The sequence below is a fragment of the Arthrobacter sp. MMS18-M83 genome (assembly GCF_026683955.1).
GTDB lineage: Bacteria > Actinomycetota > Actinomycetes > Actinomycetales > Micrococcaceae > Arthrobacter.
Genome location: NZ_CP113343.1, coordinates 4,922,602 through 4,944,828, shown reverse-complemented (window position 1 = coordinate 4,944,828; position 22,227 = coordinate 4,922,602). Strand labels below are relative to the sequence as shown.

Genomic DNA, 22,227 nt, shown 5'->3' with positions numbered 1-22,227 from the left:
GGCTGACGGGACTTCAACATTGGTTATGTCCGCGCCCCGGGTTTGAGCCGGGGCGTGCGACGCACTGGGGGGACCAAATGATTGACAAGATCGCTACGCGCAAGCCAGCGGACCGGAGCCACCCTGAATCGGCGGAGACGCAGACGGCTGAGAACGACCCCGAATTCCTCGCGGTGCAGTCCAACGCCGATGTCCGCACTGCTAGGCGCAGCCGGGTGGCCTCCTTGGTGCTGGTGCTGGTGCTGCTCGGCGTCGCCCTTTTTGCAGTCTGGTCCTCCCAGTCCACATCCTCGGCGGCCCGTTCGGCTGACGTCGCGAGCAAGCTGTCTGATTATTATGACCAGGCCGATCGCGCAGTCTCGGCGGAGGAATCACTCGAGCGAAAGTACCGCCTTGAGCCCGGTCCGGGGGTGCGGGCCGAATACGACGCAGCCTCCGCCGATCTGATGAATGCGCTCGATCTCGTGGCCCGGAACGGGGACCAGGGCGACCGGGAGCAGGCATCGCGCGTAAATGCGGCGCATCACGACTATCGCTCGTCGATCAGCCGCCTGTTCGACGCCGTCGATAAAGGGGATACTCCGCTTGCGCTGAAAATCGACTCCAATGAGGTCGACCCCAAGTTCTTTGCCATCGCGGAGGCCGTGCATTCGGCGGACGTTAGCCATCATGAGGCTTCTTTGTCCCAACTGACTCAGCTCCGGCATCTGGAGGAGCTTCAGGGCTGGCTGACCCCGTGGGTTTTCCTGCTGGGGCTGCTGCTGGCCTTGGCGACGGCTTCGGTCACGCGGGGCCATCGCCGGCTCCTTGACGCCGAACGGCGCCGGGCGTTGCACCGCTCACTACACGATGCGCTGACTGGGCTGCCGAACCGCACGTTGCTCTTCGAGCGTTGCAGGCAGGCGCTCTCTGCGGCCCAGCACGCCGGCACCACCGCCGGGCTCTTGCTGATCGATATGGACAGATTCAAGGAAATCAACGACACGTTCGGCCACCACTACGGCGACGAGTTGCTGAAACAGGTCGGGGCACGGCTGCGCTCGGTGCTGACCGGAGGCGACACGATCGCCCGACTCGGCGGGGACGAGTTCGCCGTCCTGCTCCCGGACGTCACCGATGTCCTGGCGGCCACGGACGTCGGGGCGAGGTTGCGGGACGCATTAGAGACGCCGTTCCTGATCGACGGCGTTGCCCTCGATGTCGAAGCCAGCGTGGGAGTGGTGCTCTCCGGCGAGCACGGGACCGACCCGACGACGCTGCTGCAGCGGGCAGACGTCGCGATGTATGTCGCCAAGGCCCAGAACCTCGGCGTTTTCGCCTACGACGCGGACGCGGACGGGCACAGTCCGGCCAAGCTGGCGCTGCTCGGAGATCTGCGTCGCGCTCTGACCGCGAATCAGCTGGTACTTGACTACCAGCCCAAGATCAGCCTCGGCGATGGGGAAATCATCGGGGCTGAAGCCTTGGTCCGGTGGCAACACCCCGAGAGGGGACTCATCTTCCCGGACGGCTTTATTCCGCTGGCCGAACACACCGGCTTGATTGGGCCCCTAACCGGCCACGTGCTGGATTCCGCCCTGGCACAGGCCCGGGCCTGGATGGACGACGGGCGTCCTTTGCCTTTGTCGGTCAATCTGTCGGCTCGCAGCCTGCTCGATGACAGCCTGCCCGAGCACGTTGCCGATCTGCTCGCATTGCACAGGGTACCGGCCGAAATGCTCGAGCTCGAGATCACCGAGAGCGCACTAATGGCTGAACCTGCACGGGCGCAGCGGCTGCTCGAAACCCTCGCCTTGATGGGCGTCCGGCTCTCCATTGACGACTTCGGCGCAGGGTATACCAGCCTGGGACAGCTCAAGAACCTGCCCGTCACCGAGATCAAGATCGACAAATCGTTCATCTTGAACATGACAACGCAGCCCAGCGACGCCCTGATTGTGCGCAGCGTCATCGACCTGGGCCATAGCCTCGGATTGACAGTCCTCGCCGAGGGGGTCGAGACCGCCGAGATACTCTCGCATCTGATGACGTTCGACTGCGACGTTGCCCAGGGGCACTACTTCTCCCGCCCCGTGCCGGCAGCAGCATTCGATGCCTGGCGGGCCTCGTACTCAGCGGGCACGACTGTCAGCCGTGAGGAGCTTTGGCCGGCCGACGAACCGGTCGACGGCATGGGAGGGATACCGACCTGATCCCCGGGGTGTGCGAGTAACAGGCGACTCAGGTATCGAATGGTCCCCTCCGGTTGAAACAGGCACCGGTGCATTGGGGTGCATTGTGGCGCAAAGAAGTTAAGGGAAATTGTATACAGTAGTCAAAAGACGGAGTAGGGTGATGTGCATCACGCAGCATGGCTGGCCGCCCCGCTGCCCGAACACACACTGAAGGAACTGCGATGATCCGCACCACCCGATCAAGGGCACTAACACTTTCCCTGGCCGCCATGACGCTCGTGGCACTGGCAGGCTGTTCCGAGGGCGCCAGTACAACCACGTCCAGTTCGCAAAACCCCGCCATCGACACCACGGCGGTGAAGGCCGTCATCGACCAGGCAAAGACGGCACCGTCGTTTTCCGCGCCAGGTCCGGCTTTCGATGCTTCCAAGGCCAAGGGGAAAGTCGTAGCCAACATCAGCTTGAACAGCACTGTTCCGTTCAACCAGATTGTTGATGCAGCGATGGGAGACGCGGGCAAGGCTGCCGGAGTCAAGGTGGTTCAGTTCACCAACCAGGGACAGGTGCCGCAGTGGATCCAGGGAATGGACAGCGCCATCGCCCAAAAGGTCGATGCGATCGTGCTGGAGGGCTCACCTGACCCGAAGCTGCTCGGACCGCAGATTGCCGCGGCTAAGGCGGCAGGGATTCCCGTCATCAGCACCCACCTTTACGACGAGTCTTACATCGGTTCTGCAAAGAAGGATCTTCCTGATGTGACGGCCTTCGTGGACGCCCACCACTACCGTGCGGGGACGCTGATGGCCGACTATGCGATTGCGCAGTCCGGAGGTCACGTGAATGCGTACTTTGTGGCGTCAAATGAAGTCCAGCCCAGCGCGGGTATAGCGTCCGCGTTCAGCGATGAATTGAAAGCCCGTTGCCCCGACAGTTGCAAGGCCAAGGTCGTGAACATCCCGATTTCGAACTGGGCGACCGACGTTCCCACCCAGGTCCAGGCTGCCCTGCTCAGCGATCCGTCGATCAACTACGTTGTCCCGGTGTTCGACGGAATGACTCCGTTGCTTGGCACTGGCATCACCCAGGCGGGTAAGACCGACAGCGTCAAAATTGTTGCCTACAACGGGACAGCTTCGGTACTGAGCATGATCCAGGCGAAGAACCTGGTCGCGGCCGAGATCGGCGAACCCCTCGAGTGGCTGGGATGGGCCAACATGGACCAGGTCCTTCGTGTCCTCACCGGAACGGCACCGCTTGCCAGTGAAAAAACTCCGTTGCGGCTCTTCGACGCAGGCAATGTCAATGAGACGGGAACACCCGCGAACCAGAAGGATGGCTACGGGGATCCGGCGAAGTTCCAGGACGGATACAAGACCCTCTGGGGCGTGAAGTAATGCCAGCCGTTCTGCAAATCAGCAATCTCGCCAAGACCTTCGGCGGAGTCAAGGCGCTGCAGGGGGTTGACCTCACTGTCAACGCCGGCGAGATCCACGGGCTGCTGGGCCAGAACGGTTCCGGGAAGTCCACGCTCATCAAGGTGCTCGCCGGTTTCCACGAACCGGATGCCGGGGGCCGTCTGCTGGTGAACGGAAGCGAAGTCCGGCTTCCGCTTGCCCCCGGAGACTACAAGGCGCTGGGGATGAGGTTTGTCCACCAGGATCTAGGTCTCATCTCCAGTCTGAGCGTTCTCGAGAATCTGTTTCTCGATGAGATCTCTACTGGGAACTCTGCGGGCATCCGCTGGAGGTCCTGGCGCCGGATCGCCAATGAGCTGTTCAGGAAGTACAAGGTCGAGCTGGATCCGTCTGCCGCGGTCAGCACGCTTCGGCCTGTCGAACGGGCGCTGCTGGCAATTGTCCGCGCGGTCTCCGGTGCCCCCCGCAACGGTCTTCTGGTCCTTGATGAACCCACGGTGTTCCTGCCGCAGGACGACACAGAGATGCTCTTCGATCTGACCCGCAACGTCGCCGCAGGTGGCGCCGGCGTGCTGTTTGTCTCCCACGACCTCGAAGAGGTGAAACGCCTCACGAACCGATTCACCGTATTCCGGGACGGCCGCGTTGTTGGCAACGGCTCGACGGAGCAGACCAGCCGCGAGGAATTGGTCAAGCTGATCGTAGGCCACGAGCTCGAGGCTGTGTCTCACCGCAGTGCCGCGCAAATCGCGGCCACCAAGCCAGTCGCGGTCATTGACGGGCTCAAGGGTGGCCTCGTCGCCGAGGCGTCCTTCGCCGTTCACGAGGGAGAAATCCTTGGGGTGACAGGTTTGTCGGGGTCTGGCTTCGAGGATCTTCCTTACATTCTGTTCGGCGCGGCCAAGGCCGAGACCGGGACCCTGGCCTTGAACGGATCGGTCATGCGTTTGCGGGGCCAAAACCCGACCAGTGCTTTCCGGTCCGGGATGGCGCTTGTTCCAGCCGACCGGCCTCGCGACGGGGCGATTCTCTCGCTCTCGGTCCTGGACAACGTCAGCATGCAGACCATGGACCAATTCCAGAAGGGCCCCTTCCTTCACCGCTCCCGCATGCGGGAAGAGGCCAGGAAGGTCCTTTCCGCCTTCCAAGTACGGCCCAATGATCCGGCTCTGCCTTGCTCAAGCCTGTCCGGCGGCAACCAGCAAAAGGTGCTCATGGCCAAATGGCTGCAAACCAGACCGTCGCTGCTGATGGTCCATGAGCCGACACAGGGCGTCGACGTCGGCGCCCGCGAAGAAATCTTCAGCGTATTGCGGTCAGCGACCGCAGAAGGGATGGCTGTGCTATGCGCGAGCAGCGACCACGAACAACTGGCATTGATCTGCGACCGCGTCCTGGTATTCAGGCAGGGACGGATCGTGGCGGAATTGACCGGAACCCACGTGAACAAGGAAGAGATCTCGGAGCAGTCCTACGCAGTGGACCAGGACGCCCAGCCGGCGGAGGCCTCATGACCCTACTCAAAGGCGGGGGTCGGCTCAGCCTGGTTCAGCGCATCGCATTGCCTGGTGCGTGGCTACTGCTGATCATTGGCTTCGGCATCGCCAACCCCCACGTCTTCCTGACCCCGGCGACGTTCCAGACGATGTTCGGCTCCCAAGCCGTCCTCCTGGTCCTGACGCTGGCTTTGATCGTGCCCCTCACCGCCGGTGATTACGATCTTTCGGTCGGTGCGGTGCTCACCCTGTCGGCCATGATGATCGCCATTCTGAACGTCCAATACGGCTGGCCCATCTGGGCTGCGATCCTGGCCGCCCTCGCGATGGGCCTGCTGGTCGGTTTCCTCAATGGCGTCATCATGGTCTTCTTCGGGATTGAATCGCTGATCGTCACCCTCGGCATGGGTACCTTACTCGGCGGAATTACGCTCTGGGTCAGCAACTCCGCAACCATTTCGGGAATCTCCCACACGCTGGTGGACTGGGTCATCGTAAAGCGATTTGGCGGCATTTCCTTGGCGTTCTTTTACGCGATCGGCTTATGCGCCCTGCTGTGGTGGATCATGGAATACACCTCCATAGGACGCCGCCTGCTCTTCGTTGGGCGTGGCCGGAATGTCTCCAAGCTCAGCGGCGTCCGCGTCGGACGTGTACGGGTTGGCGCGCTGATGGGGTCCTCGACCTTGGCCGCAGTGGCGGGAGTCCTTTACGCCGGGACTTCCGGCGGCGCCGATCCGACCTCGGGCACGAACCTCCTGCTTCCCGCTTTCGCGGCGGCGTTCCTTGGGGCGACGAGCATCATGCCGGGCAGGTTCAACCCGTGGGGGACCGCCATCGCCGTGTACTTCCTGGTCACGGGAATCACCGGGCTGCAACTGATGGGGATCCAGTCCTACGTCCAGCAGCTCTTCTACGGTGGTGCCCTGCTTGTGGCGGTCGCTCTGTCCCAGCTGTCCCGGCGCCGGGTTCCCTTGGACAACGGATGATCCGCGTGATCGAAGCAGCCAAGGATCTGCTTACCGTTCTCGAAGCAGAGCCTTCGCCGGACACCGTGGAGGACATGATCGCAGTCCAGATGCTGGCGCTTGGGAATAAGGCCGTCGTCGTGGTCACGCTCACCCGCCCGGCCCAGCACAACGCACTCACCCTCGCTGGCTGGCAGCGCCTCGGCGCGGTCTTCACCGACCTACGCGATGACCCGGCTGTACGGGTCGTCATCGTGCGGGGTGCCGGGGGACGAGCCTTTGGTGCGGGCGCCGACATCTCGGAGTTCCCGGCAAAACGCCTTGGGACGGCCGCGGCAGACCGGTACAACGCTGCGATCGCCGTCGCCCTGCTTGCAATCCAGTCAGTGCCCTTCCCGGTGATCGCCATGATCGATGGCTTGGCCGTCGGCGGCGGATGCGAACTCGCAACCGCCTGCGACATCCGATTGGCCAGCAGCGGCTCGCGTTTCGGCATTCCGATCGGGAGGCTCGGCGTGACGTTGGGGCTCACCGAGACCCGCGCCGTCGTCGGCCTCATCGGGGCCGCCAACCTCAAATACCTTGTCTACAGCGGCACCCTCGCCACGGCGGACCAGGCCTTGGCTTGGGGTCTTGTTCAAAAGGTCGTCGAGGCCGGGGAACTCGGTGCTGAAACGGCCCGCCTGGCATGGAACATTGTCGAAAGCTCGGAGGTCACTGTGAGGGCCACCAAGCAAATAACGGCGCTCGCCGCCGACCCAGCAGTCACGGATGGGCATGAACTGATCCGGGAACTACACGCCCAGGCCTACGAGGGAAACGATCTCCGCGAAGGAATCGACGCATTTCTCACCGGCCGGACCCCGAATTTCACTGACGGAAGGATCCCCGCTCATGGCCGCGCTTGACGGATTGAAAGTAATTGACCTTACTCGCTACCTTTCGGGCCCGACGCTGACGATGCTCCTTGCAGACCTTGGGGCCGACGTCATCAAGATCGAGACCCTCCCGACGGGGGATCCGGCCCGCCAGTCCGGCCCGTTCCACGGCGATGAAAGCGTCTACTATCTCGCGTCGAACCGCAATAAGCGTTCGTTTGCCGTGGACCTCCGGCAGGCTGAAGGCCGGGACCTGCTGCTGGGGCTCATCGATGACGCCGATGTTTTCGTGCAGAACTTCCGTCCGGGGACGGCTGAACAGATGGGGCTGGGCGCCGAGGTGCTCCGGGCACGTAATCCACGGTTGATCTACGTCAACATCAGTGGATTCGGCACGAAGCCGCCAGGCGACGCACTTCCCGGATTCGACCAGACGGCACAGGCGATGTCCGGACTCATGAGTGTGACAGGGACACAGGAGACCGGGCCGCTGCGCGTCGGGATTGCCATCAGCGATTCAGCCACCGGCGTTTTCGCGGCTGTCGGCGTCTTGGCTGCCCTTCACGAGCGCGACCGGACGGGCTCGGGCTCGGTAGTCGAATCCTCGTTGATGGAGTCCACACTGACGCTGATGTCCTACCAAGCCCAGAAGTATCTCAGCCTCGGAATCATCCCGGGACGTGACGGGAACGATCACCCGATCATGTTCCCGCAGGGGACGTTCAAGACCCGGGATGCCTCGGTGACCCTCGCATCGGGGAACGAGAAGATGTGGCGGCGCCTCTGCACGGTGCTGAACCTGGATGGTTTGGCCGAGGACACCAGATTCGCCGACAACGCGGGCCGCATGGCCAACCGCGTCGAACTCCGCCGTCTCATCGAGGATGCCCTGGCAACACGGGGCGCGGAAGAGTGGATCCCGCTGATCAACGACGCCGGCATCCCGTGCGGGCGTGTGCTGGACCTGGAACAAGCCCTAAATCACCCGATTACCGCGGCTTTGGGCATGGTGCAGACCGTTGAGCACCCGGAACTGGGTACCATGAAAGTGCTTGGCCAGGCTGTCAAGGTCCAGGGAAGCGAAGAAGGCTGGCTGCGCCGCCCCGCACCGATGCTGGGCGAACACACGCTGGAAATCGCGGCGGAACTTGGCGTCCCGACGTCGGAAATCACCCGCCTGATTGAGGCCGGCATCATCACCGGTCCGGTCCACGTCCACCCGGACCCGGACAGGGCCAGCAATGGCGGACTATGAACCCGACACACGATCAGGAGACACTATGAGTGCTGAAGCAACGGCCCCCGGCACGAGCAAAGTCCTGGTCCCGACCATGGCCGACGCCGTTGTCCAGCGGTTGAGGGCCCTGATCGTGTCCGGCGAATTCCGGCCAGGGGAACGGCTCGTTGAGGAACGGCTGTCGGAAATGTTCGGCGTCAGCCGGCCGCCGCTGCGAGAGGCCTTGCGGATACTTCAACGGGACGGGTTGGTCCAGAGCCTTCCCCGGCGAGGCTTCATCGTCATCCCCATCACGGCCGAAGACGTCCGGGAGATCTATTCGCTTCGCTTCGCGCTCGAGCGGATGGCCGTGGAATTGGGCATGCCGGTCTTGGACCCGAAGCGGCTCCAGCCTATGCGCGATGCCCTCGAAGACATGCGCGTCGCGGCCGAAGAAATGAACGATGAAGCAGCGGTCGAGGCCAATAGCCGTTTCCACGCGGCGTTGGTCTCCTTGCCGGGCCACAAGCGGCTCATCGACACCTACGAAGGACTCCGCCTTCAGCTTGAACTGTGCATGGGGTACAACCTGAAGTTCCGTGAACAGATGTTTGGTGACCGCAAAGACATGCACCCCCGCCATGCCCAACTCCTGGAAAGCATCGAGACAGGCGACAAGGAAGCTGTCCTGTACGAGATCGCCCATCACGGCAATGCGTCTCTCCTTGAAAATCTCGATGATCTGATTGGCACTGGAGGGTGACCACCGCCCCGGTGACCCTGCGGGATCTCACCGCGCAGGTGCGGTCCGGAGAGTTGGCAAATGACGCCCTTGTGAAGTCTGCGGTGGACCAGATCGAACACCGCAACGGCACACTCAACGCCCTGGTTTGCAGCCGGGGTGCCGATGCCCTGGCAGAAGCTGCTGCGTTGGACGGGACAGGCCGCCCGCTTGCCGGTATCCCGTTCACCGTGAAGGACATGCTCGCGACGGCAGACCTCCCGACCACCTGCGGATCCAAGACTCTTGAGGACTGGAGTGCTGGAACCGACGCAACTGCCGTGGCCAGAATGCGTGCGGCAGGTGCCATCCTCATGGGCAAGTCCAACTGTCCGGAGTTTGCCCTAGGCGTGGACACGATCAACGAGTTGTTCGGCAGGACGTCCAATCCGCTCGGAGAGTGGACGCCGGGAGGATCCAGCGGCGGTGAAGCCGCGGCGATTGCCTCCGGAATGTCACTGGTGGGCCTCGGCAGCGACTACGGCGGCTCGATCCGCTGGCCGGCGCAGTGCGCTGGCCTCGTCGGTCTGCGTCCAACCGTGGGACGGGTGCCCAGATCGGGGAGCAGCCAACCCTTCCCGGCGCCGATCCGCTAGGAGTGGAGACATTATCCTTCCAGGATGCCGTCCAGGTCATCGGCCCTCTGGGCCGGAGCATCGATGACATTCACGTGGTGCTCTCGGTGATCAGCGGTCCAGACGGCATCGACCCGATCGCCGTCGACGAACCGCTGGGAAACTACCGCGAAGTGGACCCGCGTGACATCGAAGTCCGGTGGGGTACCCACATCGGGAACGTACCGGTGGACCCCGAGGTTGTGCGAACCGTCCTTTTCGCGGTCGAAGCACTCAGGTCATCCGGAACGCGTGTCCAGGAGGGCTTGCCCGAGGCGGTCAACGATGGGCTTCAGGTCTATGACCTGCTTCGTGCCGCGGACTCCATGAGCACCATCGCAGCCCTCAATACTGCACGCCCTGGACTCATAGGTGCCCCCGTTCGGGCCATGCTGGGGAACCGGACGGAACCCGGCCGGGCCGAACGGGCCGCGCTGTGGGAACACCGGGGGGAGATTATCGCCAAGCTTCGCCAGTGGCTGACAGGGGAGCGCGCCCTCGTTCTGCCGGTGAGCGTTGACGTCCCGCGGGACCTGCGGGGCAACGTAGGAAACTTCGCCTTGCTGGCTCCCAGCCGGGCCATCAGCCTCTTCGGCTTCCCATCCTTGTCCGTACCCGTCGCCACGGCCCACTCGGGAGCGCCGATCTCCGTCCAGATCGTCGCGCCCCCTTTCAGGGAAGATATCGCACTCGCTCTTGGCGCGGCGCTGGAACAGGCGTCCAAATGGGGGCGCACCACAACACTGAGGAACAGGATCCCGGATGCGAACTGACGTGTATGTATGCCAGATGCGAACCCCCGCCGATGTCTCGGAGATCGCCAAGCTCTTCGACGCCGGAACCATCGATCCCGCCGACATCGTCGCCGTTGTGGGCAAGAGCGAAGGGACCGGTCTCGGCCGGGACGTCGGCCGGGAGACAGCCGATCTGGCAATCCGGACCCTCCTCGCCCAGCGGACCGGATGCAGCCCGGCAGAGATTGCCGACCGGATCTGCATTGTGCTCTCCGGCGGCAGTCCCGGGGTGATCACCCCCCACGTTGCCCTCTTCACACGGAAGGCCGACCCCGAGCCGAAACCCGGCAACAGCAGTCCGCGCCTCGTCGTCGGCTTGTCCCACTCCGAGGAAATCCTCCCCGAGGAAATCGGGCGGATGGGCCAGATCTCCAAGGTCCGGTCCGCGGTCAGCTCGGCCATGAAGGACGCCGGGCTGACGGATCCGTGCGATGTCCACCTCGTCCTGGTCAAGGCGCCGTCCCTGACCACCGAGTCGATCGCGGATGCGAATTCCCGTGGCCATGAAACTGTCACCAGAGATGTCTCGATCGGACCTGAGGGAGCCATCTGCTACTCCAACGACGGATCCGCGCTCGGCGTTGCTCTCGCCTTGGGCGAGGCAACGGACGATCAAGTACACGATTCGATGGTCCGCAGGGATTGGTCCGTGTACTCGGACGTCGCCATGACTTCCTCCGGGGGCGAGAAAACCCACGCCGAAGTCCTGTTGCTGGGCAACTCAACCGGCTCTTCCAGCCCACTGCGCATCGGCCACCGATCCATGCGGACCATCATTGACGCCTCCGCCGTGGGTGGCGCTCTCGAATCTGCTGGCGTAGCACGCGGATGCGACGTCAGTGAGACGTCAAAAACTGTTGTGTACGCCTTGGCAAAGATGATCATGCCCGAAACAGCCGAGCTGGACGGCCGACGCATCACCATGCTCGACGACCAGGTGGGATACCACGTCGCCAAGGCAATGGGCGGCTTCCTCCTTGCCTCCCTGACAGGCCATACCGCTGTCTTCGTCAGCGGCGGCGAGCGGAACTCACATCAAGGCCCTCCCAATGGCAACCCGCTTGCCGTAATTGTCAGCATGATGGAATAGCGGAACCGTCCCTGTTGCCGTCCTTCCCGCGCATTGGCCCCGTCTTCCGAAGGAACCAACATGTCTGGCAACCCGGCTACGTGTGTGAACCGGCCGCGGGATCGGTGGATCCAGGCTTAATCAGGCAGCGACACGACGCGTCCGTCCTGGATGACAGCCGCGAGTCGGGACTCTGAGAGGATGCTGACGTCGTCCAGGGGATCTTGGTCGGTGATGATGAAGTCGCCGGCTGCCCCGGGTGCGATGACGCCCAGTTCGCCCTCGCGTTGCAGGAGTTTCGCGGCGGTTGTGGTGGCGCTGCGTATGACGTCGATGACCGGGATGATCTTCGCGCGGATCTCGAATTCTTTGGCCTGGTGCCGGTGCATTCCGCCGAGCAGGTCAGTGCCGAAGGTCAGGTTGACGCCGCCTTCGTAGGCCCGGCGGAGTGCCTCGAGGCCTCCGTTGAGTACGGAGTCGACCTTTTCCCAGTTGGTCTGGCTGAGCCCGAATTCCCTGCCTTCTTCCTGGAGTGACCAGTAGGTCACCAGGTTCATGGTGAGGAAAGCATCGTATTGGTTGAAGAGTTCAATTGACTCCTCGTCGAGCAAGTTCCCGTGTTCGATACCCCGGACGCCGGCCTTCAGCGCCCGGTTGATGGACCGGCCGGTGTAAGCGTGCGCTGTGACGTACCTGTTGGCTGCTTCGGCTTCTTCGACGGCGGCACGGAGTTCTCCCACGGAATATTGGGTGGAATCGATCCGGTCGGTGGGGGACGCGACCCCGCCGCCCGCCATGATCTTGATATGATGAGCGCCCTTTCGGAGCTCGTCGCGGGCCGCCTGGCGCACGGCGTCGACGCCGTCGGCTATGCGTCCGATGCTCGCGCGGCAATAGCCATGTTCGTGATTGTCCTGCCCCCGCTGCCGGCTGTCGGCGTGGCCGCCGGTCTGGGTGAGGGCTTTGCCAGCGAAAAATACTTTCGGGCCACGGACCATGCCGGAGGCCTGGGCATCGTGGTAGCCATAGTCGGCCCCGGCCGCGTCACGAACCGTGGTGAATCCGCGGTCCAGCATGGCACCCATCACCTTCGCCGCACCGAAGGCGACGTAGGCGGGGGACCATGTGGCCATCGCCGAGACATCCGCCGTAATGGCCGTCAGATGGACGTGGCAATCGATCAGTCCCGGCAGGACGAACTTTCCTTTAGCGTCGTATGTGGGTCCGGTCCGGGGGGCCTGGCTCTTGCCGATTCCTGTGATGATCCCGTTGGCAACCTGGATGTCGCCGTCCCGGTAGATGCCGGCGGCTACGTCGAGGTAGTGTGCGTTGGTAATGCTCAGATCGCTGCTCATGTCATCTCCTGGAGTGCTGTTCGAATGGCGTTTTGGGACCTGGCGGCGATATCCGCGGCTGTGAGGACGTCAGCGTCTGCGTAGAGCCCTTCCGGGTTCAGCAGGTTCAGCGCGCCGATGAGAATTCCTTCGTCCGTAACGGGGACGTTGATGACAGAACCGCAGCCAAGGCTGTCGATCAGTTCGTGATCGCCGAAAATCTGCCGGACGTCCTCTTTGGTCCTGCCGAAATAGGGCGTGTGTCCGCCGACGAAGACCGCGGCCCACGCCGGGGACACATCCTTGGCCATGTCTTTCCTGCCGCCCACAGGGTATGACGCCGGTATGGATGAATACAGGCGGACCATGGTGCGGCCGTCATCAGTGAAGCCCAATATTGTGAAGAGCAGGGCGCCCACTGTGGCGTTTACTTCTGCTCCGATCTCCGCGAGGGACTCGAGCTGGCCGGACGCCTTCGGTGTCCTATCCACGCTGGGGTTCCAGGACTTCCGTCACGGTGATTTCCTCGAGCGAGCGCCCGGCGGTCCGGACGGCGAAGAGAAGGGTGCAGATCACGCCCGCGGCCAGGACGGCTGTTGTCATACCGAAGACTCCGGCGAAGCCCCACTGGGCGGCGAAGACGCCGATGATCAGTGGTGCCGTGATGGATCCGACGCGGCCGAAGGAGGAACTCAGGCCCACGCCGGTTGCCCGCAGCCAGGTCGGAAAGACTTCGGGCGTGTAGGCGTACACTCCTGCGTAGGTGCCGTTGAGGAAAAAGGAGAGGAACACTCCGGCCATTGTGATCATTGCCGGATCGGCCATTTGACTGAGCCAGAAGGCGCTGATGGCCGAGCCGACCATGTAGATGGCAATCGTGTGCTTGCGGTCCAGCCGTTCACTCAGCCACGCGGCGCTGAAATAACCGGGGATCTGGGCCAGATAGATGAAGAGTGAAAAGTCGAAGCTCTTGGTGACCGTGAGGCCCTTGGCCACGAGCAGGGTCGGGATCCAGGAGAAGAAGCCGTAGTAAGAGAAGGTGATGACGAACCAAATGAGCCAGGTGACTGCGGTAGTCCGCCACATTTTGGGTCCCCACAAGTAGGCCAGGGCCTTGCGCAAGGAGTATTTTTCCGGTTCGAGTTCCAGGATTCTGGACTCCTCCACCGGCGGTAGCTCCGCGCGGGTCGCGGCACGGACTTTTTGTTCGAAGGACTCCACGATGTGCTCGGCGCGTTGTATCTCGCCATTGTTGATCAGGAAGCGAGGAGACTCAGGGACGCTTCTTCTCCACCAGAGCACCATGACGATGGGCAAAAAGGTGATGACCTGCGCCCAGCGCCAGCCCTCCGGTAGTGGGACAACAAACCGTCCGATCAGGGCAGCGGCCACGAAGCCGAACGAGAAGAAGCCGGCCAGGGCCCCAATGAACCATCCTCGGCGGTGGCTTGGAACGAATTCGGACAGGAACGGGGCGATGATCGCGCTTTCCGCCCCGCCGCCAAGGCCCGTGACGATCCTGGCGATCAGGAAGACTTCGAAGTTCCCGGCCAGTGCCGCAACGAGTGATGCCACCGCGTAGACAACGAGGGAGTACATCATGACCTTCTTGCGGCCGATCCTGTCGCCCAGATAACCGGCGATGATGGCGCCGAACAGGAAGCCGAACGGAGACGCGGATGCCACGAGGCCAAGTTGGCTGTTGTCCAAGGCGAAGGCGGTTTTGATAGTCGGCATGAGGAACGCGACTACGGCGCCATCCATTCCGTCGAAGGTGTAGCCCAACCCTCCGATGAGCAAAAGGAGATAATGCGGGCGGCTGAGGGGAAGTCTGTCGAGACGGGCAGATAGGGTCACTGTTACTCCTGTGCCGATACAACGGTGCTTACAAGGTATGCACACGCTATGTGCAAAGATTCTTGCAGTCAACGGAATTCTGCAAATAAACTCTCAAAAACTTGCTGTAGCGTCGTTTCCATCTATGGATGCCAGCGTCGGGAGTGCGATGTCAGACACAATTTACGGGGACACCGATCCGGATTCCGTCGGCACGTGGCTCAGGCGGTTGTCCTCGAAGCAGAAGCTGAGCCGGGCCGGCAACCTGGTGCTTGGCAATATCCTGGCCCGGACCGACACGGCAAGCTACATGACGGCCTCTGAGCTGGCCGAAGAAGCGCGGACGAGCGTCTCAAGTGTCACCAGGCTGGCCCAGCGGCTCGGCTACAAAGGCTGGCCGGATCTCCAACGGGAGCTGCGCGTCAGGTACATGGCGAATCTTTCGGTCATGGAGGTAGACCGAGCACACAAGAGCTCTGATTCACCGTTTCAGGCATCGCTCCGCTGGGACGCGGATTCAGTTTCCGCCGCCTTGCGCAACGTCGACGAGCATCAAATTGAACGGGTCGTCCGAATGCTGGCCGCCGCGGAAAGCATCTATGTCACCGCACAGGGCAGCTTCGCCGCGGTCGGGCACGCCCTTAACCACAACATCCAAATCGCCGGGTACCCGGCCCGTGGACTGCTCGATGTCCCGGCGACCATGGCCAATACCGTCGTGCAGATGGGGCCCTCGGATGTACTCATCGTGTGTTCCTACTGGCGGATCTATGACGTGGCCGTGACCGCCGCCGTGGAAGCCCATGCACGGGGAACGAAGATCGTCGTCATGACGGACAGCCTCCCGCCAGCACTCGAAGAATGCGCCGACGAAGTCATCCTCGTCCCGGCGGAAGGCACGTCCTTCTTCCCATCGTTGGCGACGGCCATGGCCGTCCAGCAGGGGATCGTCGCGAGCCTCGCCAGGCTTGACCCCGAACGCACTCGTCAAAGCCTGATCGAGATGGAAGCCTCGTGGCGGGCATTCAAGATGCTCCACCGCTCCATACCCAGCATCCCGCCGCAGTTCTGAGATCCGTCAGCATCCGCGCGGGTAAGGAAGGGAGCGACGCCGTCACCAACCTCCGCGCGTCGGCGTATGTCCCTTTCGGGCATCGTCGGGCATTGCCATTTCGGCCCGCAGGCCCAGGAGCCGGATCGGACGGCCCGCTTCGATTCCGGCCGCGAGGTCCAAGGCGCGCGCGAGGATTTCGTTCCGGTCGAATGTCTCGGCAATCTTCCTCGCGTGCGTCGTGGTCAGGAACGGCGCGTACCGAACCTTGAGGGTCAGCCCAACCACGGGCCGTCCTTCGGCCACAACATCCTCCAGCACGCGCGCTGTCAGCTCCCTCACGGCGTCGTCCACCTGGGTTGGCTCGGTCAGGTCCCGCTGGAAGGTGGTCTCCCGGCTATGCCCGCGGGCAACCCACGGAGTGTCGTCCACAACGCTGGCGCCGTCCCCGCGTCCGAGCTGCGCGTACCAAGGACCCATCCTGGGGCCGAACTCCGGGACCAGGTCTTGGGGGTCGGCTGCGGCGAGCTTGGCGACTGTGTTGATGCCGAGCTTGGCAAGCCGGGCCGACACTCGGGTTCCGACGCCCCACAGGTCCTTAGTGGGCCGGCTGCCCATGACGTCAAGCCAGTTCCCGGCAGTGAGACGGAAGATGCCGGCCGGCTTGCCGAAACCGGTGGCGACCTTGGCCCGGACCAAGGTGTCGCCGATGCCCACGCTGCAATGCAACTGCGTTCGTTCCAGGACAGCGGCCTGCACCTGCCGGGCGTACGCTTCCGGATTCTCCGTCTCAATGCCTACAAAGGCTTCATCCCAACCCAGCACCTGCACGGTGGCGCCGGGCTGCGCGCGCAGGGTAGCCATCACCGTTTCAGACGCCGCGAGGTAAGCCTCGTGATCGACGGGCAGGATCACGGCGTCGGGCACTTTCCGGGCCGCGATGCGTAAGGGCATTCCGGAACCCACGCCGAACGCCCGGGCTTCGTAGGATGCGGTAGACACCACAGCTCTTTCCGTGGGGTCGCCCCGACCGCCCACAATGATCGGCTTGCCCGCAAGCTCCGGCCGGCGGAGCACTTCGACAGCCGCGATGAACTGGTCGAGATCGACGTGCAGCACCCACCGGATTCCGCTCACGCCACCAGTCTGCCTTAGATATCCCTGGCTAGCATGGGTTCGGAGGCTCCCGGTGGCCCGGCAGGGTGGATACTCGGTGTTGTGTACAAATCGTCGAGCCTTCTGGCGGCCACATTGGCCGGTCCAAGGCACGGGTCCGCCGCCGCGAGCCGACGGGCGGCTGGGAACATCGTGTTGTGCTGGAACGTTGGTGAGTGAAGTGAAGCGGTTCGGCTGGGCCTTGTTGGCCGCGGTCATGTGGTTGTGTGGGTGCGCTGGTCAAAGCGGCCCGGGCATTGGGCATTCCGGCGTTGTTACCGGCTCCGTGCTGACCGCCCCGGTGTGTCCCGTGGAACGTATTGGTCAGGAGTGTCCGCCGCGCCCACTGTCAGGGGCCACGGTTGTCGCCTTGGATCGGGAAGTGGTGCGGGGCTCAACACTGACCGACAGCGCGGGTGCCTTCAACCTCACGCTGCCTGACGGTCTCTACGTCATCAAAACGAGCAACGTGGGCGGTTACGCTTCGACGGCCAGCGAGCAAGTGGTCATCTCACAAACTCCCGTTCACATCACGCTGGTTGTGGACAGCGGGATTCGCTAGGCAAGCCCCTGTCATGTCTCTTTGCGCGCCGCCTCGATGTCGACGCCTAGCACCACATCGCCCGCGCGCTGGTAGACGAGCCAGATTGCGCCTTTCGGGAAGGCCCGCGGCGGCTGGGCGACTGCGAAGGCGGAGGGAACGGTGCCGTCGCGGAAGATCCGCTTGCCTCTGCCGAAAGTCACTGGGTACAGCCAGAGATTCAGCCGGTCGACGAGGTCCTCGGTGAGGAGGGTCTGGAGGAGGCCACCGCTGCCGATGACGTGGGTCTCGTCGTAGCGCTCGCGGATCTCGCGGACCTCGGTTCCGACATTCGTCAGCACGGTCGTCCCGGCCCAGTCGGGGTCGGTCAGCGTGTGTGATGCGACATACTTCGGGACGGTGTTGAACCGGGTGGCGATCGGGTCATCGGCCGGGGCAGTCGGCCAGAAGCCAGCGAAGATGTCGTAGGTCTTCCGGCCGAGGAGAAGCGCGTCGAGGAGGATGCCGCGGAATCACATCCACCCGTCCCATCCTTCGGCGTGCTCTGCGCGAAAGCAAGAGTTCGACGGCGGCTCCTTCCCCGGGTCGGCCCGGTCAGTCCAGCTCGTCGAACAGGCGCGTCAGGCAGTCGGCGTAGTTGCTCATTGCGTCCGCGAAAGTGAGCAGGCGGAGTCCACCATACACGGACTCTGTCCTTTCAGTGTCCACAGAGTCGGCGCGGCAGAGGAGTGGCTCGCAGCTGGTTCCCTTCGCGGTGAGCGTTGCGATTCCCCAAGGGTGGCTGGGGTCGGTGACTGCGATGCCTGCTGCCTCGAATGTGTCGCGGAGGACGTATCTTGTGACGGTCCTCCATGACTGGAGAAACGGTGGCCGCAGCTGTTCAATGAGTTCGTCGTCTTTCGTGTCGTAAGCGCGTCCCAGGTTCGTGGATAGCTCGTCCCACTCTTGGGCATCGCGGACCATGAGATGTCCGGCCCGTAGACGGGCAATTGTTTCATTCAATGTCATGGTCGGTCCCCAAACTTCCGTTACTTGTCCACGCCTCCGAGGCAGGCCATGCGATGAGAACGGACGGGACCCCGGCAAGATTCCCGCATGCAGCTGGCTGAACTGGAACGTGCCTCGCCGGCGCCGTGGCTACGTCGTTGCTTGCTGCGGCCGTCGTCGCGCCACCGTGGCAACCACCAAGAGCACGGCGACGGCACCCAAGCCCAGCCGCGCAGTTAGCTGGCCGTAAGGTTCGGCGCCGGTGAAATACATCATGGCCAGCACGGGGGCGATGGCGGTGAACTCGTAACGACGGCTCAGCACCACGAACGGCAGGAGCAGCAGTGCGTACCAGGGGTAGCTGGGCGAAACGATCAGAAGCGTTCCTCCGACCATCAAGACCTGCCCGTCCCAGGGCCGGGTGGCGTTGGTGGTCCGCCACACGTAGTAGGCCAGACCCAGCAGTAGCACCAGGGCTGCCGGCCCTGCCCAGCTAGCCGGGAGCACTAGTTTCAGCAGCGTGAAACGCGGGCTGTCCTGCCCGTCGTACCCCTCCGAGCGAAGGTATTCGGGCAGGTAGCCGAGTACTGCCCAACCGCTGGCGAGGACATACGGCACGTACGCCACGGTAAACGTGGCCACGGCCGCAGCCACGAAGCGGACCGGCCGGCGGTACAGCAGGGCCGGGGCGCTGATGGCGGGAATGAGCTTGGTGGCCACGGCCGCGCCAAAGGCTATTCCGGACCCGAGTGCGCGCCCACCCACCAACAGCAGCGCTGCCGCCAGGGCTAGGGCCGCGCCGAGCGTGTCCACGTGGGCGCCGTTGATGGCTTCAAAGGCGACCAGCGGAGACCACGCCCACCAGACCGCCTGGTGTGCGGGTCTTCCGGTGCGGCGCAGGAACGCCAGCAGCGCCACCGTTATGGAGAGGCTGAGGAGCAGCCCCGTCAGTTGGAAGGCAATGAACCCGACCTCGGAACGGGGGATGAGCCGCACGGCCAGGAAATACAGCTCCGCCACGGCCGGATAGACGGTGGGCACGGTTGGCCGGTTGATGGCCGTGCACAGGGTGCCGCCGCTGGGAATGTTGGTGGAGGTCTCGGTGCCCGTGGGGAAGGGATTGGTATGGCAGGTTCCGTCCGGCCCGGCATCCTGGAACAGCCATGCCGGACGCAGTGGCCGCAGCGCGTCGTCCGCCGGAACGTGGGCGTACGGCGAGATTCCGGCTTTCTGGATGATGCCGTCCCACGCATAGCGGGCGGAATCGTTGCTGGTGGCGGGCGGTGCGGCGATAGCCGCGGCTCCCACCAGCAGGGAGCCCAGGAGCACGACGGCGGCAGCGTGCCGTCCCGGGATCCGGCGTGCAACCAGTGCTGCCGGAACGAAGAGGGCCCAGGCGGCCAGGGTGCCAACAGGGGACACCCACTCTGCTGATGGATCCGTAGTGACCGTCCACCAGACGACGCCGGCCAGCAGTGCTATCAGAGACAGCGCCACCGCCTCAGCCGCGGCACCAGGGTGCGGTGGCCTTTTCCTCGCCGAGCCGTTCCCGACCGGGCCGGTCGCATGGCCTCCGGGCGACGGGCGGTGCCCCGTCCAACCAGGCATTGTGCGCAGGCCCTGGGTGTCTTCTGGCTTGTCCCGGTGGTGGCTGCGGCGGTGGCCGCTGTCGGATTTCATGGTCGCAATTCCAAGGTCAGAAAGACGCGGCCCTGAAAGGTCCGCTTGGCAACGCAATCGAGCCCGGCCCGGGCCGCGTGGAGGGCCAGCGCACTTGCGCCGGCACGGGCCCAGGGAAAGGCGGCACTGGCATGCCCATCTGAATCCTCCAGCACGGCCAGATAGGCCACATCAAGGTCGTCCGGGGTTTCCGCCTCTGCCAGCACCTGCCCGCCCGGCGACAACAGTGAGGCAACGCGCTCCAGCAGCACCCGGATATTTCCGCCGATGCCGATGTTCCCGTCCAGCAAAAGAGCCGAACCCCAGCCGCGCTCGTGCGGGACCGGGTCGAAGATGGAGCCAAGGATGGCAGCGCCGCCGCGGTCGGTGGCCAGCCGTACCGCGGCGGCACTCAAATCGACGCCCATCGACGCCAGTCCCAGCTCCCGGGCGGCCTCAAGCATCCGGCCGGGGCCGCAGCCCACATCGAGAATCGGCCCCCGAAGGGTGCGCAACAGATCGCGTTCGTCCGCAGTGGCCGGGGCGGACCAGCGGAGCATGCTGAAGGTGACATGCCCGCTGGACCCCGGCATGGCAGATTCCGGACGCAACGTCAGGCGCCCCAGGCCGAGGGGCAGGCAGCGTGCGTACGGTTCGTGTCCACCTTGGCCAAATTGGGCAACCGGACGGGTGCCGGCAAAAGGGACTGCGGCCTTGGCACCCCCGATGGGGGCTGTCTGGATGCTCATCGCAGGGCCGCCGATCGGTTGGGCGCCACTTCAGAGGGCACCCCAACCGGCCCCTCTGGCGCTGGCAGTCCTCTGGCAAGGCGGTCCACCGCGCGGGCAAACGGGGTGCCGCTGCATTTTCGCGCGGCAACCAGGGCATCGGCGAAGTGGTCGACGTCCCTCAAGACGGGGAGCAGCCCCACGTCCAGGCCGGCGTCGGCCAGCCGGGCGAATTGATGCGCCCCGGTCTGCGGAGTGGACATTTCCACGCCGCGGATCAGGCCGCCGTCGGGCCGGTGCAGGCCCAAGGCCCAGAAGCCGCCGTCCGACGCCGGGCCGAGCCACGCGTCGCGGCGTGGTGCCGGGGCGGGCGTTGACCAGTCCGCCAGCAGCGGGACCAGCTGGTCCCGGCACAGCTGGGGGGTGTCCATACCCAGAATCAGCAGCGGGCCGGTCGCGAGCGAACAGATGGCTGCCAGCCGCTCGTCCAGCCCGCCGGCACTCTGGGCAAGCACCTCAAAACCAGCAGCGTCCCTGTTGCCAGGCGTCCCCTCGAACACCAGCAAACGCCTGGCCGCGGGGAGGGATCGTACCGTGTCCAGCGTCTGGCTGAGGCTGGTCTGGGCCAGGGCTGCGGCCTGCTCTTGGGTGAGCGGGGGAGTGAGGCGCGTCTTGACCATGCCCGGGATACATTCTTTGGCAATCACGGCGATGGTGAGATTCACGGCGTCGCTCCTTGGGCATCGGCCGAAGGTCCATCCGCCGGCCCGCCGTCCTTCGTCCCCGACGCCTGCCGCGAAGCTGCCGCCAACTGCGTCCCCATGTCTTTGAGGGCCGTAAGGGTTCCGCGCAGCGTCCCCGTCACCTTGGACTTCCCCAGCCGTGGCGCATAGGCGACCGGGACCTCGGCTACACGCCAGCCGTCGCGGTGGGCTTTGAGGAACATTTCCAGCGGATAGCCGCTGCGCCGGTCTGTGAGGTCCAGTCTTAGCAACGCGCTGCGCCGAGCCAGTCGAAGGGGACCCAGATCCGTGACAGGGATCCCCGTCAGCCGGCGCAACCGCCGGCTCAGGGCCATGTTGGCCAGGCGGGCGTGGATCGGCCAGGCACCGGGGGCCGGATGCCGGGCACCCAGCACCAGATCGGCTTGCCCTGCGCGGACGAGCTCCAGCATCGGGGCCAGTTGGGCCGGGTCCAAGGAACCATCGCAATCGCAAAAGGCTACAAACTCCGCAGTGGAAGCCAACAGCCCGGCATGCGCTGCGGCGCCGAAGCCGCGCCTCGGTTCGTCGACGACGGTCGCGCCCAGACTGGCGGCCAGCGCACCGGAGCCGTCGGTGGATCCGTTGTCCACGACGATCGCCCGGTATCCAAGCGGCAGGGCCATCAGCACCTGGGGAAGGGCCGAGCGCTCGTTGAGGCAGGGCAACACCACATCCACCAACACGGGTAGCTCCCCGAAGTCCTCGCCTGGTCCGCCCTGGCTGCTTTCCAAACCGATTCCATCCTGCGAACCGCGCGAACCACTCTG

At 64.2% G+C, this 22,227-nt stretch carries 22 protein-coding genes; 12 read left to right on the top strand and 10 right to left on the bottom strand.

What is annotated here, in order from left to right; translation table 11 throughout:
- Positions 1-77 precede the first annotated feature (77 nt).
- From OW521_RS23310 to OW521_RS23265, 10 genes are all read left to right on the top strand, one after another.
- On the top strand, positions 78-2,192 hold the full coding sequence (locus OW521_RS23310; RefSeq protein WP_268021819.1) for a putative bifunctional diguanylate cyclase/phosphodiesterase: 2,115 nt from the start codon (positions 78-80) through the stop codon (positions 2,190-2,192).
- 203 nt (positions 2,193-2,395) lie between these two features.
- Positions 2,396-3,568: a sugar ABC transporter substrate-binding protein gene (locus OW521_RS23305; protein WP_268021818.1), complete on the top strand. Its 1,173-nt coding sequence runs from the start codon at positions 2,396-2,398 to the stop codon at positions 3,566-3,568.
- Positions 3,568-5,103: a sugar ABC transporter ATP-binding protein gene (locus tag OW521_RS23300; RefSeq protein WP_268021817.1), complete on the top strand. Its 1,536-nt coding sequence runs from the start codon at positions 3,568-3,570 to the stop codon at positions 5,101-5,103. Before OW521_RS23305 ends, OW521_RS23300 begins: the two co-directional genes overlap by 1 nt.
- A complete protein-coding gene (locus tag OW521_RS23295) occupies positions 5,100-6,074 on the top strand; it encodes an ABC transporter permease (protein WP_268021816.1) in 975 nt (324 codons plus the stop codon). The genes OW521_RS23300 and OW521_RS23295 overlap by 4 nt, the downstream gene beginning before the upstream one ends.
- A complete protein-coding gene (locus OW521_RS23290; RefSeq protein WP_268021815.1) occupies positions 6,071-6,961 on the top strand; it encodes an enoyl-CoA hydratase/isomerase family protein in 891 nt (296 codons plus the stop codon). The genes OW521_RS23295 and OW521_RS23290 overlap by 4 nt, the downstream gene beginning before the upstream one ends.
- Positions 6,948-8,186, top strand: coding sequence for a CaiB/BaiF CoA transferase family protein (locus tag OW521_RS23285; RefSeq protein WP_268021814.1), 1,239 nt, complete (start codon positions 6,948-6,950; stop codon positions 8,184-8,186). Before OW521_RS23290 ends, OW521_RS23285 begins: the two co-directional genes overlap by 14 nt.
- A 25-nt stretch (positions 8,187-8,211) precedes the next feature.
- Positions 8,212-8,910 carry a GntR family transcriptional regulator gene (locus OW521_RS23280; protein ID WP_268021813.1) on the top strand — a complete coding sequence of 233 codons (699 nt, stop codon included), beginning with the start codon at positions 8,212-8,214 and terminating at the stop codon, positions 8,908-8,910.
- Positions 8,907-9,524 carry an amidase gene (locus OW521_RS23275; RefSeq protein WP_268021812.1) on the top strand — a complete coding sequence of 206 codons (618 nt, stop codon included), beginning with the start codon at positions 8,907-8,909 and terminating at the stop codon, positions 9,522-9,524. Before OW521_RS23280 ends, OW521_RS23275 begins: the two co-directional genes overlap by 4 nt.
- Before the next feature lie 2 nt (positions 9,525-9,526).
- Positions 9,527-10,315: an amidase family protein gene (locus tag OW521_RS23270; RefSeq protein ID WP_268021811.1), complete on the top strand. Its 789-nt coding sequence runs from the start codon at positions 9,527-9,529 to the stop codon at positions 10,313-10,315.
- A complete protein-coding gene (locus OW521_RS23265) occupies positions 10,305-11,426 on the top strand; it encodes a ring-opening amidohydrolase (RefSeq protein ID WP_268021810.1) in 1,122 nt (373 codons plus the stop codon). Before OW521_RS23270 ends, OW521_RS23265 begins: the two co-directional genes overlap by 11 nt.
- 116 nt (positions 11,427-11,542) lie before the next feature.
- On the opposite strand, the gene OW521_RS23260 is transcribed toward OW521_RS23265, so the two are convergent.
- Genes OW521_RS23260 through OW521_RS23250 form a run of 3 tightly spaced genes read right to left on the bottom strand, consistent with a single transcriptional unit; the run spans position 11,543 to position 14,596 of the window.
- Positions 11,543-12,760, bottom strand: coding sequence for a metal-dependent hydrolase family protein (locus OW521_RS23260; RefSeq protein ID WP_268021809.1), 1,218 nt, complete (start codon positions 12,758-12,760; stop codon positions 11,543-11,545).
- Positions 12,757-13,230 carry a GAF domain-containing protein gene (locus tag OW521_RS23255; RefSeq protein WP_268021808.1) on the bottom strand — a complete coding sequence of 158 codons (474 nt, stop codon included), beginning with the start codon at positions 13,228-13,230 and terminating at the stop codon, positions 12,757-12,759. Before OW521_RS23255 ends, OW521_RS23260 begins: the two co-directional genes overlap by 4 nt.
- On the bottom strand, positions 13,223-14,596 hold the full coding sequence (locus tag OW521_RS23250) for an MFS transporter (RefSeq protein WP_268021807.1): 1,374 nt from the start codon (positions 14,594-14,596) through the stop codon (positions 13,223-13,225). Before OW521_RS23250 ends, OW521_RS23255 begins: the two co-directional genes overlap by 8 nt.
- 148 nt (positions 14,597-14,744) lie before the next feature.
- Between OW521_RS23250 and OW521_RS23245 the strand changes: the two genes are divergently transcribed.
- Positions 14,745-15,647: a MurR/RpiR family transcriptional regulator gene (locus OW521_RS23245; RefSeq protein WP_268021806.1), complete on the top strand. Its 903-nt coding sequence runs from the start codon at positions 14,745-14,747 to the stop codon at positions 15,645-15,647.
- Between the two features lie 42 nt (positions 15,648-15,689).
- On the opposite strand, the gene OW521_RS23240 is transcribed toward OW521_RS23245, so the two are convergent.
- Entirely contained in the window at positions 15,690-16,763 is a 1,074-nt protein-coding gene (locus OW521_RS23240) for a DNA polymerase IV (RefSeq protein ID WP_442781195.1), read from the bottom strand.
- A 190-nt stretch (positions 16,764-16,953) separates the two neighbouring features.
- On the opposite strand from OW521_RS23240, the gene OW521_RS23235 reads away from it, so the two are divergent.
- The gene (locus OW521_RS23235; protein WP_268021805.1) at positions 16,954-17,343 is read left to right on the top strand and encodes a carboxypeptidase-like regulatory domain-containing protein; all 390 of its coding nucleotides are present in this window, start codon (positions 16,954-16,956) and stop codon (positions 17,341-17,343) included.
- Positions 17,344-17,354: 11 nt separating this feature from the next.
- On the opposite strand, the gene OW521_RS23230 is transcribed toward OW521_RS23235, so the two are convergent.
- The 6 genes from OW521_RS23230 to OW521_RS23205 form a co-directional block, all read right to left on the bottom strand.
- Entirely contained in the window at positions 17,355-17,783 is a 429-nt protein-coding gene (locus tag OW521_RS23230) for a dihydrofolate reductase family protein (protein ID WP_268026078.1), read from the bottom strand.
- Between the two features lie 133 nt (positions 17,784-17,916).
- The gene (locus OW521_RS23225) at positions 17,917-18,330 is read right to left on the bottom strand and encodes a hypothetical protein (RefSeq protein WP_268021804.1); all 414 of its coding nucleotides are present in this window, start codon (positions 18,328-18,330) and stop codon (positions 17,917-17,919) included.
- A gap of 129 nt (positions 18,331-18,459) precedes the next feature.
- Complete coding sequence (locus OW521_RS23220) at positions 18,460-19,989, bottom strand: glycosyltransferase 87 family protein (protein ID WP_268021803.1); 1,530 nt, start codon at positions 19,987-19,989, stop codon at positions 18,460-18,462.
- On the bottom strand, positions 19,986-20,717 hold the full coding sequence (locus OW521_RS23215) for a class I SAM-dependent methyltransferase (protein ID WP_268021802.1): 732 nt from the start codon (positions 20,715-20,717) through the stop codon (positions 19,986-19,988). Before OW521_RS23215 ends, OW521_RS23220 begins: the two co-directional genes overlap by 4 nt.
- A complete protein-coding gene (locus tag OW521_RS23210) occupies positions 20,714-21,421 on the bottom strand; it encodes a TIGR04282 family arsenosugar biosynthesis glycosyltransferase (protein ID WP_268021801.1) in 708 nt (235 codons plus the stop codon). The genes OW521_RS23215 and OW521_RS23210 overlap by 4 nt, the downstream gene beginning before the upstream one ends.
- Positions 21,418-22,191, bottom strand: a complete 774-nt coding sequence (locus tag OW521_RS23205; RefSeq protein WP_268021800.1) for a glycosyltransferase family 2 protein — start codon at positions 22,189-22,191, stop codon at positions 21,418-21,420. The genes OW521_RS23210 and OW521_RS23205 overlap by 4 nt, the downstream gene beginning before the upstream one ends.
- Between the last annotated feature and the right edge of the window lie 36 nt (positions 22,192-22,227).

Excerpts from the sequence above, each read along its gene's own strand:
- OW521_RS23300 (WP_268021817.1), top strand. The coding sequence starts at position 3,568 with ATGCCAGCCGTTCTGCAAATCAGCAATCTCGCCAAGACCTTCGGCGGA.
- OW521_RS23280 (WP_268021813.1), top strand. The coding sequence starts at position 8,212 with ATGAGTGCTGAAGCAACGGCCCCCGGCACGAGCAAAGTCCTGGTCCCG.
- OW521_RS23310 (WP_268021819.1), top strand. The coding sequence starts at position 78 with ATGATTGACAAGATCGCTACGCGCAAGCCAGCGGACCGGAGCCACCCT.
- OW521_RS23295 (WP_268021816.1), top strand. The coding sequence starts at position 5,100 with ATGACCCTACTCAAAGGCGGGGGTCGGCTCAGCCTGGTTCAGCGCATC.
- OW521_RS23245 (WP_268021806.1), top strand. The coding sequence starts at position 14,745 with ATGTCAGACACAATTTACGGGGACACCGATCCGGATTCCGTCGGCACG.
- OW521_RS23305 (WP_268021818.1), top strand. The coding sequence starts at position 2,396 with ATGATCCGCACCACCCGATCAAGGGCACTAACACTTTCCCTGGCCGCC.
- OW521_RS23265 (WP_268021810.1), top strand. The coding sequence starts at position 10,305 with ATGCGAACTGACGTGTATGTATGCCAGATGCGAACCCCCGCCGATGTC.
- OW521_RS23220 (WP_268021803.1), bottom strand. The coding sequence starts at position 19,989 with ATGAAATCCGACAGCGGCCACCGCCGCAGCCACCACCGGGACAAGCCA.
- OW521_RS23215 (WP_268021802.1), bottom strand. The coding sequence starts at position 20,717 with ATGAGCATCCAGACAGCCCCCATCGGGGGTGCCAAGGCCGCAGTCCCT.
- OW521_RS23290 (WP_268021815.1), top strand. The coding sequence starts at position 6,071 with ATGATCCGCGTGATCGAAGCAGCCAAGGATCTGCTTACCGTTCTCGAA.
- OW521_RS23260 (WP_268021809.1), bottom strand. The coding sequence starts at position 12,760 with ATGAGCAGCGATCTGAGCATTACCAACGCACACTACCTCGACGTAGCC.
- OW521_RS23225 (WP_268021804.1), bottom strand. The coding sequence starts at position 18,330 with ATGACATTGAATGAAACAATTGCCCGTCTACGGGCCGGACATCTCATG.
- OW521_RS23285 (WP_268021814.1), top strand. The coding sequence starts at position 6,948 with ATGGCCGCGCTTGACGGATTGAAAGTAATTGACCTTACTCGCTACCTT.